Source organism: Senegalimassilia sp. (assembly GCF_977052095.1).
On record NZ_CDRSTZ010000015.1, the window covers coordinates 26,668 to 39,738 of the forward strand.

Annotated in this window: 15 protein-coding genes; 9 read left to right on the forward strand and 6 right to left on the reverse strand. The window is 62.1% G+C overall.

Annotated elements, in window-relative coordinates; translation table 11 throughout:
- Positions 1-137 precede the first annotated feature (137 nt).
- A complete protein-coding gene (locus ACWI6D_RS04680) occupies positions 138-389 on the forward strand; it encodes a BrnT family toxin (protein ID WP_449133835.1) in 252 nt (83 codons plus the stop codon).
- A gap of 10 nt (positions 390-399) precedes the next feature.
- Positions 400-687, forward strand: coding sequence for a type II toxin-antitoxin system BrnA family antitoxin (brnA, locus tag ACWI6D_RS04685; protein WP_449133836.1), 288 nt, complete (start codon positions 400-402; stop codon positions 685-687).
- 68 nt (positions 688-755) lie between these two features.
- On the opposite strand, the gene fusA is transcribed toward brnA, so the two are convergent.
- Positions 756-2,822, reverse strand: coding sequence for an elongation factor G (gene fusA, locus ACWI6D_RS04690; protein ID WP_449133837.1), 2,067 nt, complete (start codon positions 2,820-2,822; stop codon positions 756-758).
- A 600-nt stretch (positions 2,823-3,422) separates the two neighbouring features.
- Between fusA and ACWI6D_RS04695 the strand changes: the two genes are divergently transcribed.
- Positions 3,423-3,785, forward strand: coding sequence for a hypothetical protein (locus tag ACWI6D_RS04695; protein ID WP_302717714.1), 363 nt, complete (start codon positions 3,423-3,425; stop codon positions 3,783-3,785).
- Between the two features lie 239 nt (positions 3,786-4,024).
- Here ACWI6D_RS04695 and ACWI6D_RS04700 read toward each other — a convergent pair whose 3' ends face one another.
- Together ACWI6D_RS04700 and ACWI6D_RS04705 are read right to left on the reverse strand one after the other, a co-directional pair.
- The gene (locus ACWI6D_RS04700) at positions 4,025-5,182 is read right to left on the reverse strand and encodes an ABC transporter substrate-binding protein (RefSeq protein ID WP_449133838.1); all 1,158 of its coding nucleotides are present in this window, start codon (positions 5,180-5,182) and stop codon (positions 4,025-4,027) included.
- A complete protein-coding gene (locus ACWI6D_RS04705) occupies positions 5,169-5,369 on the reverse strand; it encodes a hypothetical protein (protein WP_288284657.1) in 201 nt (66 codons plus the stop codon). Before ACWI6D_RS04705 ends, ACWI6D_RS04700 begins: the two co-directional genes overlap by 14 nt.
- A gap of 27 nt (positions 5,370-5,396) precedes the next feature.
- Here ACWI6D_RS04705 and ACWI6D_RS04710 point away from each other — a divergent pair, with 27 nt between their 5' ends.
- A complete protein-coding gene (locus ACWI6D_RS04710; RefSeq protein ID WP_449133839.1) occupies positions 5,397-5,780 on the forward strand; it encodes a hypothetical protein in 384 nt (127 codons plus the stop codon).
- 9 nt (positions 5,781-5,789) lie between these two features.
- Positions 5,790-5,984, forward strand: coding sequence for a helix-turn-helix domain-containing protein (locus ACWI6D_RS04715; RefSeq protein ID WP_449133845.1), 195 nt, complete (start codon positions 5,790-5,792; stop codon positions 5,982-5,984).
- Here the strand turns inward: ACWI6D_RS04715 and ACWI6D_RS04720 are convergent.
- Together ACWI6D_RS04720 and modD are read right to left on the reverse strand one after the other, a co-directional pair.
- The gene (locus ACWI6D_RS04720; RefSeq protein WP_449133840.1) at positions 5,981-6,190 is read right to left on the reverse strand and encodes a heavy-metal-associated domain-containing protein; all 210 of its coding nucleotides are present in this window, start codon (positions 6,188-6,190) and stop codon (positions 5,981-5,983) included. The two genes, ACWI6D_RS04715 and ACWI6D_RS04720, sit on opposite strands and share 4 nt — an antisense overlap.
- A gap of 265 nt (positions 6,191-6,455) precedes the next feature.
- Positions 6,456-7,313, reverse strand: coding sequence for a ModD protein (modD, locus tag ACWI6D_RS04725; protein WP_288284660.1), 858 nt, complete (start codon positions 7,311-7,313; stop codon positions 6,456-6,458).
- A 367-nt stretch (positions 7,314-7,680) separates the two neighbouring features.
- Between modD and bsh the strand changes: the two genes are divergently transcribed.
- Positions 7,681-8,610 (forward strand): choloylglycine hydrolase, encoded by a 930-nt coding sequence (bsh, locus tag ACWI6D_RS04730; protein ID WP_449133841.1) that lies wholly within the window; start codon positions 7,681-7,683, stop codon positions 8,608-8,610.
- Between the two features lie 118 nt (positions 8,611-8,728).
- Here the strand turns inward: bsh and ACWI6D_RS04735 are convergent, their stop codons facing one another.
- The gene (locus ACWI6D_RS04735; protein ID WP_449133842.1) at positions 8,729-10,579 is read right to left on the reverse strand and encodes a hypothetical protein; all 1,851 of its coding nucleotides are present in this window, start codon (positions 10,577-10,579) and stop codon (positions 8,729-8,731) included.
- Positions 10,580-10,777: 198 nt separating this feature from the next.
- Here ACWI6D_RS04735 and ACWI6D_RS04740 point away from each other — a divergent pair, with 198 nt between their 5' ends.
- The 3 genes from ACWI6D_RS04740 to trpD form a co-directional block, all read left to right on the forward strand.
- Entirely contained in the window at positions 10,778-11,638 is an 861-nt protein-coding gene (locus tag ACWI6D_RS04740; protein WP_302717709.1) for an Mrp/NBP35 family ATP-binding protein, read from the forward strand.
- A 385-nt stretch (positions 11,639-12,023) separates the two neighbouring features.
- Complete coding sequence (locus ACWI6D_RS04745) at positions 12,024-12,437, forward strand: glutamine amidotransferase-related protein (protein WP_449133846.1); 414 nt, start codon at positions 12,024-12,026, stop codon at positions 12,435-12,437.
- A 12-nt stretch (positions 12,438-12,449) separates the two neighbouring features.
- Positions 12,450-13,071 (forward strand): anthranilate phosphoribosyltransferase (gene trpD, locus ACWI6D_RS04750; protein ID WP_449133843.1); only part of this gene is annotated, 622 nt, incomplete at its 3' end.

The window sequence follows — 13,071 nt, forward strand, 5'->3', positions numbered from 1 at the left end:
TGCGCCACACAGATAACGAAACGGGCGGGCTCCTTCGCAAACTCGAAGCTCGCCCGCCACGTCCCCCGGCACTTCGCAAAACTATGTAGCAGTTGGTATTTATCAGGTATATAGTAAGTATGCAAAAAGTATCTACGATGAGATTTATTTACGATCCTCGGAAAAGCGAACTCAACAACGAAAAGCACGGCATCGATTTCGAAGAGGCAAAAGCGCTTTGGGATGACCCAAGCGTCATCGAAGCCCCATCGAATAAATGCGGCGAGCAAAGATGGGCCGCAACAGGAAGAATGAGCGGCTCGTACTGGCCGGCAATCTATGCAAAACGAGATTACGCCATAAGGATCATCTCGGTTCGGCGCGCAACGCAAAAGGAGATTTCCCGCTAAGACAAAGCCTATGCAGAACATGAGCGCAGAAGAGTTCGATGAATACTTCGACGACGGTGGAGACATCAGCGAGCTGTTCACCGAACAGGCAACCACGCGGCCAAACCTCGATACGAAAAAGGTCAATGTTGACTTCACGCTTCGCCAGCTTGATGAAATCGACGCCGAAGCCGCATATCTGGGGATCAATCGTCAAGCCTGCATCAAAACGCTCATCGATGAGGCGCTTCTTGCACGAGAGGAACGCCGTGCGCACGTTGCCCTCGAACGGCTCCGGAGCCACCGTTTACAGGCCTGACGCAAAACACAGCGGGGCGCTTCGCGATGAAGCGCCCCGCCTTGGGCATTGCCAACTACCGCGAAACGCTAGCTGCGAGCTGCCTGGTATTCTGCGACGAGCTTTTTCGTCACGTCAGCGGGTGCGGGGTCGTAGCCTTCCAGATGGATGAAGTACGAGCCCGAGCCGCGCGTCATGGCGCGCAAATCCTTCGTGTAGCTGACTACCTCGGCATACGGCACGCGCACCATGATGACCGTCTCGCCTTCATCGGTGGAATCGGTGCCCACGATACGGCCGCGACGCGTGGAGATGTCGCCCATAACGGTGCCGGCGTACTCCTCGGTTACCACGATGTCCATGTTCGCCATGGGTTCAAGCAGAATGGGCTCGGCCTTCTCGCATGCCGCGCGGAAGCCGATGCGCGCAGCCGTTTTGAACGCCATCTCGTTCGAATCGACCGAATGATACGAGCCGTCGAACACGGCGCACTTGATGTCCACCATGGGATATCCCGCCAAGAACCCTTCAGCCATGGCCTCCTGCACGCCCTTGTCAACGGCGGGAATAAGGCCGCCAGGGATAGCGCCGCCTTTGATCTCGTCCACGAATTCGTAGCCCGCGCCCGGGTTCGGGCTGATGCGCAGCCAGCAATCGCCGAACTGCCCGGCGCCGCCCGTCTGCTTCTTGTGGCGCCCTTGCGCTTCGGCGGTTTTGCGGATGGTCTCGCGGTACGGGATGCGCACCGGCACAAGCCGCGCATCGACCTTGGCCCGTTCCTTCATGCGCGCCAGCAGCGTTTCCACCGCCGCCTCGCCCATGGCGGTGACGATGGTCTGGTGCGTTTCCTCGTTGCGGCTGATGCGCAACGTGGGGTCGTTCTCAGCGGCGCGCGCCAAAAACGCGCCCACCTTGTCCTCTTCCTTTTTGTTCGCAGCCTCGATGGCAACGGGATACTGCGGCACGGGAAGCGGCAGCGGGTCGATTGCGGTGCTGCCAAGCAGCGACAGCGTATCAGACGCGCGCGTGTCGGCAAGCTTCGGCACCACGATGATGTCGCCGGCCTTAGCCGATTTCACGTCCGTGGCCTCTTTGCCCATCATGACGTACAGGTGCCCCAGGCGCTCTTTCTTGCCCGTGCGCGAGTTGATAAGCTCCATGCCCGGCGTAAGCGTACCGCTGAAGATTTTCAGGTAGCTCAAGCGTCCCACAAACGGGTCGGCAACGGTTTTGAACACGAAAGCGGCCGGCTCACCGTTTGCGTCCACGAACGTCTCGTTGCCGTCGGCCAGGCGGAACGCCCCGTGATGGCGCGGGTGCGGGAAATACGTGCAGATGTCCTTCATCACGCAGCGAATGCCCTGTTCGATGACAGTGGAGCCAACGTACACCGGAATGAACAGCTCCTGCGCGATGGCCTGGTCTAGCAGCCGCTCAAGCTCTTCCTGCGTCAGCTGCTCCGCGCCGTCAAGGTACTTCATCATCAGTTCGTCATCGGCCTCGGCCACCAGGTCGCACAGCTTGTCGCGGGCAATCTGCGCTTCTTCCTCGTACTCGGGCGGAATATCCTCGATGCGGTCGTCGGTGGTGCCGTCCTGGTCGAAATAGCGCGCCTTCATGCGCAGCACGTCGATGACGCCCTTGAAGTTCTCAGCCACGCCGATGGGAATGGTGACCGGCCCCAAGCGACTTCCGAAACGCGCGTGCAGCTGCGCCATGATGGTGTCGAAGTTGGCGTGTTCGCGGTCGATGTGGTTGATGAACACGGCGCGCGACAGGCGCATGTCCTCGGCCTCGCGCCACAGTTTCGTGGTCATGACCTGCGGACCTGCCACGGCATCAATCACGAACAGCGCCATTTCGGCAGCCTGCATGGTAGCAAGCGTGTCGCCGATGAAATCGGGATGGCCCGACGTGTCAAGCAGGTTGATCTTGTAGTCGTGGTACGGAATGGGCGCGATGGACGTACCGATGGTGAACTTGCGGCGAATCTCCTCTTCGTCGTAATCCAGATACGATTTGCCGTCGTGCGTGGTGCCCATGCGCGGCGTGCGGCCCGAAACGTGCAGCATGGCCTCGGCCAGCGACGTTTTACCGGCGCCGTCTTGGCCCACCAGCACGATATTGCGAACATGTTCGGTAGCAGGAGCTGCCATAAGATCACCTTCCCCTAATAAGGCGACCGCGCCAAATCCCCAAAAGGCGCGAGCGCAAACGAACCGCAGTGTTGCAGCGCGCCGATTGCTTCAGAAGAGCCCCGAAGCTAGAACAAGCGGAAGCACCGTCCCATCGGCGCGAGAATGCGTTGGCTACAGTGTAGCGCAATTTGGCCGCCGAACAGGGTAAACGTTGCTGCATGGACACGCCCCGGGGCGTGTCGCCGAGCCCGCATCGAGAAGACGGGGAATGCCACAGCGGGCAGGTGGCTGTTCAAAGCGTGTTGCACTTTCGCATACACCGCACATGAGCAGGTAAAGAAGAGTTGCGCACTCACGATATCGCGCGCGAAGCCCGCGGCGCGTACGCCAATGCATCAGCGTCTGCCAGGCCGCCGGCAGCCGCAAGGCCCATCAAGACGATATGGGCAACGCGTTACGCGTTGGTGACGGTTCGCCACGCAGCTGACAGGCCAGGCGCGCGACGCGGTATGGTACCGAAAGCGGAACGAGGCTGCTATGCCCGTCCCGCACAACAAACTCTCGCGCGGGGTACAGCCCCGCGTCACCGCAAAGCACGGCAACGGAAGAAGGCAGCACATGGCGTTTCCCCGGCACCCCATCATCGACGTCACCCCCATCGACGCGGCGCGCGGAGCAGCGCAAACCGCAGGGGCGACCGCGCACACCGCCGCAGAAGCCTTCACGCCGCCAACGTTCGGCAAGCAGAAGCAGGCCGTTGACAACGAGCCGTTGCACACCACGTTCGTCGATGGCTTCGGCAACCCCGTTCGCGAAAAAGGCGGTGGTCGCATAAGCGGCGCGGTGCAAACCGTTGCGGGTGTGGCGGTCATGGCCGTTGGCGTGCCCATGCTTATCCTGCCCGGGCCCGGCGTACTGACCATCGGGGCCGGCGCCGCTATCGCAGCCGGCGGCGTAAAGAAAATGCGCAACGGGAAATAAGCCCGTCGCTTGCTTTTCAGCAAAAAGGTCTGATGAAGAGTACTTCATCAGACCTTTTTGCATCTGTTTCCACTTATCGGTTACCGACATTAACCGGCGATATCGGGCGAAACAGGGCCAAAGGGCAGTGCCATCAAGACGGCAAGCAGCATCTCCTTACCCACCTTAGTGGCACTGCCCCCTGCCCCGCCTGCAGCTTCATCCCAATCCGGTTACCGGCTTACACCGTCCTTGCCGCGTTAAGCCTTCTCGCCCGTCACCGGATCGATGCCTGCCGCGCTCAGCAGGTTATCCAGCGTGTATTCGTCGAACTTATCGTAACGGTAAAACATGCGGTAGAACTCGATGGTCTCATCGCGCATGTTGATGCCGGACGCATAGGCGGGGTACAGCACTTTCAGCAACCATAAGCACCCAAGAATGCGCACGGCCGAGGGCGGGCGCCCGAACCACGAGAACGGCGACTGAGGGATGCGGTACAGTTCGCCGGATGCAACGCACGCCACGTTTTGCCAATGCGCATCCTGCTGAATTTCGCCGTAGATATCAGAGCTTTCCGAGTCGCTCATGCTGAACTCGGCAACAAGCACAGCGTCGGGGTTCCAGTTGATGATCTGCTCAAGGTTCACGCTGGGCATGCCCATGCCCTGCCCCTGCGTGCCCGGCATATCTGCCACGTTTTCCGTGTTGATCAGCTCAAACGCATCGGTGACGTGCATGCTGCCAACCGGGTCGGTGGTAAGCCCGTCGTTGCCTTGCGCAAGGAACACGCGCTTTCGCTCGCTTTCGGGAACCGCATCGGCCACAGCGCGGATGGTTGCCAGCTTGCCCTCGCAATACGACGCAAGCTCTTCAGCGCGCTCGGAGCAGCCCATCAAATCACCAAGCAAGCGAAACGTTGTGGGCGCGCTGCGCACGTCGTAGTCCACCAGCACCACCGGAAGCCCCGTTTGGTTCTGCACCTCGTCGGCCATGTTCGCTCCCACTTCGTCGGCCGTCCAGAAGCATAGCAGCGCATCGGGGTTTTGCGCGGCAATCTCCTCCGCATTCGGGACGGCGCCGGCGCCCATCCACACGCCCAGCGACGGCAAGGCGAAATACTCGTCGGGAATGAACTTCTTGTTGTCGCCTGCCGGGCGGAAATTCCAGCCGGCAAGCTTTTCGGGGGCAAGCCCGAACACGTCGACGGTGCCGATGGGATTCGTGCAGAATACCCGGTCCACCTGCTCGGGAAGCGACACGCGTCGCCCGCCCATGTCGGTAATCGAGCGCAGGTTTCCCTTCGAGAAATCAAGCCCGCAGCCCGAAAGCGACAAAAAGCCGCCGGCGCAAAGCGAAAGGCCCGCAAGCTTCATAAACGTGCGCCTATCGAGCGTCCTGGCGCTAACAATGCTCATAATCGTTGTCACCTTCCTGGCATTCATCCTGTAAAAACGGTGCGCACGCCGGCGCAATGCGGCCCAGATCGTCCTTCACCGTGCCGATGCCCACGTCCACGCCGTACAGCTGCGCAAGCAAATCGGGCGTCAGGACATTGCGCGCCGCACCGTGAGCTACGCACGCGCCGCGCCCTACGCACAGCACGTCGCTGTCGAGCAGCAGCGCGTAGCCATGTGTGCCATCGCATCCGTAACGTTTTTCGCAACCACGCGCAGCAGGACCGCTGCAGGTGCAGACGCTATCCGCCAGTCCTCATCAATCGAAATCGGCTCCAAGACAAGTAGCACCGCCGCGAACGGGGCGGATGCCGGTCAGTTCGCTGGCCCAACGGCTGTCACCCAAGGTTCCGTCCAAACGGCAAATGCCGCGGCAACCCGGAAAAGCGCCGCTCAGGGAGCCTTCACCGCTTCAGTAAGCAGCCCTAGCAGCCCAACCGACGAAACGCAAACCGCCCCCGCGCATCGTCGGCTTTCCGATGAAGAGCTCAAACGCGAGGTGCAGCGCCGCCGCCAGCAGCAGCTGGCACCGTTCGGCCTGACGAAGCGCGAGATGTAAATCGTGGTTATGCTGCTTGACGGGCAAACCATGAAAGGCATTGCCGAGGAGCTGTTCATCACCGAGCGCACGGTGAAGTTCCACAGCAAGAACGCCTACGAGAAAATCGGCGTAGCAAGCAAAAAGGAGCTCATGCAAGCCTTTTCAGACCTGCCGAGCCCCCGACATGAAACGCTGCAGCTAAGCGCAACCAAGCGCGCTTAGTCTTCGACCGCGAAATCCTGTTCGGTGATGGCCGCGCGCACGGCATCGAGCGTGGACGGCTGGCCGTCATACGTAAGCGTCACCAGGTCCGCTTCGTCATCGGCTTTCACCGATGCAACGCCCGCCACGGCGGACACGGCCTTCTCCACGCGCGCGTCGCACTTCGGGCAATGCATGCCCGTCACCTTCAACGTTGCTTCAACCATGAATCGTTCCTTTCGGTTTGTTCGCCGTGCCCGCAGCTGTTGCAGGCACGGTACTCGCCACTTCCAACGCAGTGGCCGCGTTTTACCTTATAAGTATGCAAGGCGGGCATGACGCGAGCGCGTGACGCAGCAGGGTTTCCCGCACGCGGCCAATGCGCCTGCGGCGACAACCGCGTTTCCTGCCACGCGCGCAAGAAGGCGCAAGACGCGAGGGCGGCGAAGCGCGAACAATTGCGAAGCGCATCCCTTCGCGCTCCTAATCGCACTATGCGCGGCGCATGCGCACGCTCATGTCGATGGGCTTTGCCGTGAACGGTGCCGTGGTTGCCAGCCCGTCCACGCCGCACGCCGCGTACGCGCCGGCGTTTTGCGGGTTGATGCCGCCAGCAGCGATAAGCGTAAGGCGCGGGTCGATGGCGCGCAGGCGGCTCACCAGTTCTTGCAGCTCAGCCACCGGAACCTTGTCAAGCTGGATACCGTCAACGCCGATGCTGTTGGCGCTCACGCGCGCCAGCGTGATGGCGCGCTCGGCGTCGGCTTCCACGAACAGCTTCTTCTCGATGCACTTCGCCTTGATAGCGGGCAGCTCATCGACGAAGCGTTCAAACCCGCCGAAGAACGTAAGGTGATGCTCGAACACCAGCACGGTTTCAGACAGGCCCAAGCGGTGAGGGAAAGCGCCGCCCGCCATAACAGCGCACGTGAGCAGGTCTTTTGCACCCGGCATGCTTTTGCGCGTTGTCAGCACCTCGCAGCGCGGGTTCGCTGCATGGGCCGCATCCACCATCGCGCGCGTTTTAGTGGCCACGGCCGACAGGTGGTCGAACACGTTCAGGCACACCTTCCAGGCGGCATGCAAATCGCCCGCGCGGCCGCGCACGGTGAAGAACGCCTTGCCGGCTTCGATGCGCTGCCCGTCGGACGCAGCCGTCACAGCGTCGCATCCCAGCTTCTCCATAATGCGGCGAACCACGTCCGTGCCCGCCAGCACGCAGTCTTCGCGCGTGAAGTATTCCATCTCGCCCGGCTGGTCGCCGATGCCCAGGATCTCGCTGGTCAAATCGATATACGGCACGTCCTCGGCAATAAAGCCGTCAATGCGCGCATCTGATATCCTCAACATGTTTCGCCCTCCATAGCAGTTTTCGTTGTGCGCTTTTATATCTTTCGTTAAGAATAACCCATTTTCGAACATGAGGAACCTGCACTTTAAGGACAGCGTTGCGAAGCCTTACCGCAAAAGAGGGGGCTCAGGGAGGGGTGACGTCGCAGAATAGCTAAGCTACACCACCAAAGAAGAATCAATGCGCGCGTTTCCCTTCTTCAACGAACACGCAACGCATCGTTGACAACCGTGCGATTCTACCCTGCGCGCGCAGGCATTTGGCGTACTATGCCTTCCGAACAATTGACGAACGCGAAGCAGCAACCACGCTGCGCGAGCATACGCCCGCCCCGCCCCTTCGCCTTCAAGCAGAAAGGAAGAACCTATGTGCACAGCCATTCGATTCACCGACCCTGACGGCAACCTGTATTTCGGCCGCAACCTTGACTGGGCGTACGGCTACGGCGAAACCATCACGTTCACGCCGCGCAACCATCCCGCCAACGCCGGGCACCGCGCCATTATGGGTATGGCCATCACTTCCGACGACTTCCCGCTGTACTTCGACTGCGCCAACGAGGACGGCCTGGCCATCGCCGGGCTGAACTTCCCCGGCTACGCGCACTTCCCCGAAGCGGCGCGCCCGGGCACCACCGCCGTGGCGCCGTACGAGTTCCCGCTGTGGGTGTGCTCGAACTTCGCAAGCGTTGACGATGTGGAGCGCGCGCTGGCCGACGTCACGCTGGTGAACAAGGGGTTCGGCAGCTTCCCCGTTTCTCTGCTGCACTGGATCGTCGCCGACACCACGGGCTGCATTGTGGTGGAGTCTACCGCCGAGGGCCTGCAGGTCATGCGCGACCCGGCCGACGTGCTGGCAAACCAGCCCGGATTGGCGTGGCACCTGGAGAACCTGCGCAGCTATCTGAACGTCACGCCCGAAGCACCCGCTTCCGTGAACTGGGGGAACGCCAAGCTCACGCCATACGGCGCCGGTGCGGGCATGCGCGGGCTGCCCGGCGACGTGTACTCGCCGTCGCGTTTCGTGCGCGCCGCGTACCTGAATGCTCACCATGCGCCGAAAACCGGCGAGCAGGCCAACGTGGCGCGCGTGTTCCGCACGCTTGGCGGCGTGGCCATGGTGGAAGGATGCGCCGAGATGAACGACGGCGCCAACGAGCTGACCATTTTCACCAGCGCCTTCTCGGCGCGCGAGGGCCGCTACTATTACAACACCTACGAGCAGCCCGCCTACGTCAGCGCGGCGTTCACCGACTTCGACCTCGATGGCACCCACGTGCAGCAGGTGGCAAAGTAGGCGGAATTTCCGAAAGCGGCCTTTATATAGGTTTGAAAGGTTCCAAACGGAACGCAAAGCACTTGCCGAGTTGCGGTGCCCCACCAGCTTCAGCCAGTGGGGCACTCAAATGTTGGCGCTATTTCCCGCTGTAGGCGTATGTGGGCAGGTGCTTGCCGCAGTGGCCAATGACCAGCAGCTTCTTGTCGTGGTCGGGATAGAAGTGCACGCGCAGGGGTGATTGGCCCTCGATTGAGCGGCCTTTGACGTGGGCGGACATGTCCACCACGCGCCCGTTGTAATCAAGCTTGCGCAGGCGCATGAGGGCGGGGTCCTTCGCGGTCATGGGACCTTCCGACAGCGCCAAGCGCAGCGTCGAACGCTCCTCGAAACGCGCCGGGATGTCCACCGATTCGTCGCCGAACACCAGCGGGTACAGTACAACAGCCATGTCGCGCAGGGCCGCCCATGTTTCGCGCATGTCGCCCATTGGGAACTCGCGCGCCGTTTTCTCGGCGTTCGGGTGCACGTACAGCCGGTCGGGGAACGCGCGCTTGGCCAGCAACAACGCACCCAGCGGCGTTTGCGGGAACTCCAGCGTGTTGAACAGGTCGGCACGCGCCTGCACGGCAGCGGCCTGCTCCTGCGCGCGGCGGGCCGTTTCCTCGGCAAGCCGCAGGTTGTGCTGCAGCGTGGCCGTTTTCGACACCATGGTACCGATCATGTTCTGCTCTTTTGCCAGCTGCGCACCCTGCGCGTTGTAGGCCGCCGTCAGGTCTTTTTGCTCCTGAACCATGGCTTCCATGCGCGTTTTCATGGCGCGACAGCGCGCTTCGGCCTGAATGGCGGCTTCTTTGATGGCGTCGATGTTCTTGATGTCGCGTTCGCGCTGCTCGGCCTCTTGGCGCGCGCGCTCGGCCTCGCGTTCGACCTGCTTGCGTTCGCGTTCGGCCTGCTCAGCTGCGCGGCGGGCCTCGGCCTCGCGGGCGGCTTGCTCCTCGGCGGCGCGCTGGCGCTCTTCGGCAGCCTTGCGGGCGCGCTCCTGCTCGTCGCGACGCTCAAGCTCGCCTTCCTCGAACGCCACGAACGTGGTGCGCCGCGCACCTTCGATTTCGCGAACATCCAGCCCGTCGGTCAAAAACAACGCCAGCAACTTATCGAGCACCGGCGCCGTTTCCCGCCATGCGCGCTCGTTGATCCAGCCATACGCGCCGGGCTCGGGCGGGTCGTTCAGCGGCGTGGCCGCCAGCACCTCGCGCCGCTTGCGCTGCCCCGCTTCAATGGAACCCACCGCGTAATACAGCGGCACGCTGACCATGTCGAAGCGGTCGCCTTTTTCCATAAGGATGTTGTACAGCACCACCAGATACTTCGACATGGTGGTCAGATGCAGCACGGCGCCGACAACGGGAAGCTCTTCGGAAGGCGAAGGGATGTCGACTTGCCGCAGGTCAACGCACACGCAATGCCCCGTGATCACGCCGATGACCGTATCGAGCGAAAGCGACGTGGGCAGCTCGGCGCCGCGCGCGAAACGCGCGGCGTCGGCCGTGATGCGCACCGTCACGGGGTTTTCGGCCCACAGGGCCAGCGCCGACGGGCCGCCCAGATAGCGCGACGGCTTGATGCGGCGCGCCTTGCCCTTCACGAACGAGTCGCGAATCTCGCGGTCGCCTTCGATGGACGTGCCCGCAGGAAACAGCGTCTGCACGGCCACGCTGAACTTGATTCCTGCATCGATTGCACCTGTGAGCAGGCCCGTTGTCTCGGCAAGCGTGGGGCGCGCCTCGTATTCCATAGGGTGCGAAAGCCGGTAGCGCGCAACGGTGTCCGCCCAATCGACGCCACGCTGCCCAGTGGTCTTCCACTCGTAGCACTCCATCAAGTGCGCGCAGAAGTCCTCGTCGGGCTCATCGTACGTGAACACGCGCTCCTCGTCCGCGCTGACAGCGGCGTCGGAGGTCGTTTCAAGATCAGCGTTCACGGGCACATCGATTCTCTTCTGATTGCTATAACCTATGTATAGTAGCATGCACCCGCACGCACGGCGACGCCAGTCGGCCGCTGCATGCAAATGCCACGCAAGCGGTGCTATTTTTCTCGCGCGAGCACGCGTTGTGCTATCATGCCGCAAAGGACGAGTGACGCGCGCGGCTTTCCGCGACGCTATATGAGAAAGAAGGAACCAATGGCAGAAGAATGCTCGCACGAGTGCGGCAGCTGCGGCGTTTCCGGGTGCGGCGAGCGCACTTCCGGCGGCCCGACGAAGCTTGAAACGAACAAGCGCAGCAACGTCAAGCACGTCATCGGCGTGGTGTCCGGCAAGGGCGGCGTGGGCAAATCCCTAGTCACCAGCCTGCTTGCCAGTGAAATGAACAAGCGCGGCAACAAGGTCGGCATCCTGGACGCTGACATCACCGGCCCGTCCATCCCGAAGACGTTCGGCGTCACCAACCCGCTGACGGCCGACGCCGACGGTATCCTGCCCGGTCAGACGCAAACGGGCATCAAGATCATGTCCACGAACCTCATGCTTCCGAAGGGCGACCTGCCGGTGGCATGGCGCGGCCCGGTGGTGTCCAACGCCATCCGCCAGTTCTGGAGCGAGACGAACTGGGGCGACATCGATTACCTGTTCGTCGACATGCCTCCGGGAACCTCCGACGTGCTGCTGACCGTGTTCCAGTCGCTGCCCGTCGACGGCATCGTCACCGTGTCGGCTCCGCAGGAGCTGGTGGCCATGATCGTGGGCAAGGCCGTGAACCTGGCGCACGACATGGATGTGGAAGTGCTGGGCCTCGTGGAGAACATGGCGTACTTCAAGTGCGACGAGTGCGGCAAGGAGCACCACATCTTCGGCGAGCCGCAGGGCAAGGAAGTGGCCGAGCGCTACAACATCCCCGCATACACCACGCTGCCCATCGACCCGAACTTCGCGCGCCTGTGCGACGAGGGCAAGGTCGAGGATTACGACGTGGAAGGCAAGCTCGACATCATCATCGACAAGATCGTCGAAGCCGCCAACAAGTCCGAAGAAGCTGCAGAATAGCTTCTGAGCTGGGCGTAACGAATAGCCCGCACCTTACGAAGGTGCGGGCTATTTTATTGCCGCGCAAAATGGTGACGCGCCGTCCGCAGCTCGACTCGCCCAGCCCACGCGGTCCGCCTGGAAGGTGCCAAACGAAAAGCCGCCCGCCGCCGTTCGCAAATTTTTCCTTGACGAACTTTCGTGCCTGCACTTATACGGACTTTTTTCGTGCCCGCCGGCAACCGGATGAAGCAGGGCACGAACCGCACCGATCGGCGAGCGAGCTTGGCAAGAAGCCAAGAAGCAGCAGCTCAGAAGCGGAGACATACCGCTAGCGCATGCTTATCGCCGCAACGCAGAGTCGGCCCTGCCCCATCCGGCCCGAACACAGAAGGAGGTGCTGCACATGTTCCCCACGCTCGATGAGGTGCGCGCGTATGCAGCCGAGGGCCGCTACCGCCGCGTGCCGGTGCGCATGGAACTGCTTGCCGACCGGGTGGGCCACTTCTCGTACGACTATGTGAAGTACGCCGAGCCGCGCCTGCGCGAGGGCGAGCTTGCCGACCGCGACTTCCGCGACGTCGACCTGATGCTGTTCGCCGGCCTGCCCGAGCGCTTCAACGTGGCGCGCTACCATTCGCTTGCCGCCGACGAGGCAACGCTGCCGGCCCGCCTGCGCGTGACGGCCCGCACCGACGACGGCGAGGTCATGGCCGTCGAAGACGCCGCCGCGAGCGTGTTCGGCGTGCAATTTCATCCCGAAAGCGTCATGACGCCCGATGAAGCCGCCATCATCGCGAACTTCCTAGCGTTGGTTTAGAAAGGAACCCTCATGATTACCGAAGCCATCCATAAACTGGTCGACAAGCAAGACCTTACATATCAGGAAGCCTACGACACCATCTGCGAGATTATGTCGGGTGCCACCACGCCCGTGCAGACCGCCGCGTTTTTGGCCGCGCTGTCCACGAAGTCAACGAAAGCCAAGACCATCGACGAGATTGCCGGCTGCGCCACCGCCATGCGCACGTTCGCCACGCCCGTCGATTACCCCGAGCCAACGCTTGCAATCGTAGGCACCGGCGGTGACAAGGCGCACAGCTTCAACATTTCCACCACCGCTTCGCTGATCATCGCAGCCGGCGGCGTGAAGGTGGCCAAGCACGGAAACCGCGCTGCGTCATCAAGCTCGGGTGCCGCGGATTGCCTGGAGGCGCTGGGCGTCAACATAGAGCAGAGCCCCGAGCTGTGCTGCAAACTGCTTGATGACGTGGGGATTTGCTTCCTGTTCGCGCAAAAGTACCACGCGGCCATGAAGTACGTCGGCCCTATCCGCAAGGAGCTGGGCATCCGCACCGTGTTCAACATCTTGGGACCGCTCACCAACCCGGCCAACCCCAAGAACATGATCCTGGGCGTGTACGACGGCACGCTGGTGGAGCCGCTTGCCCGCG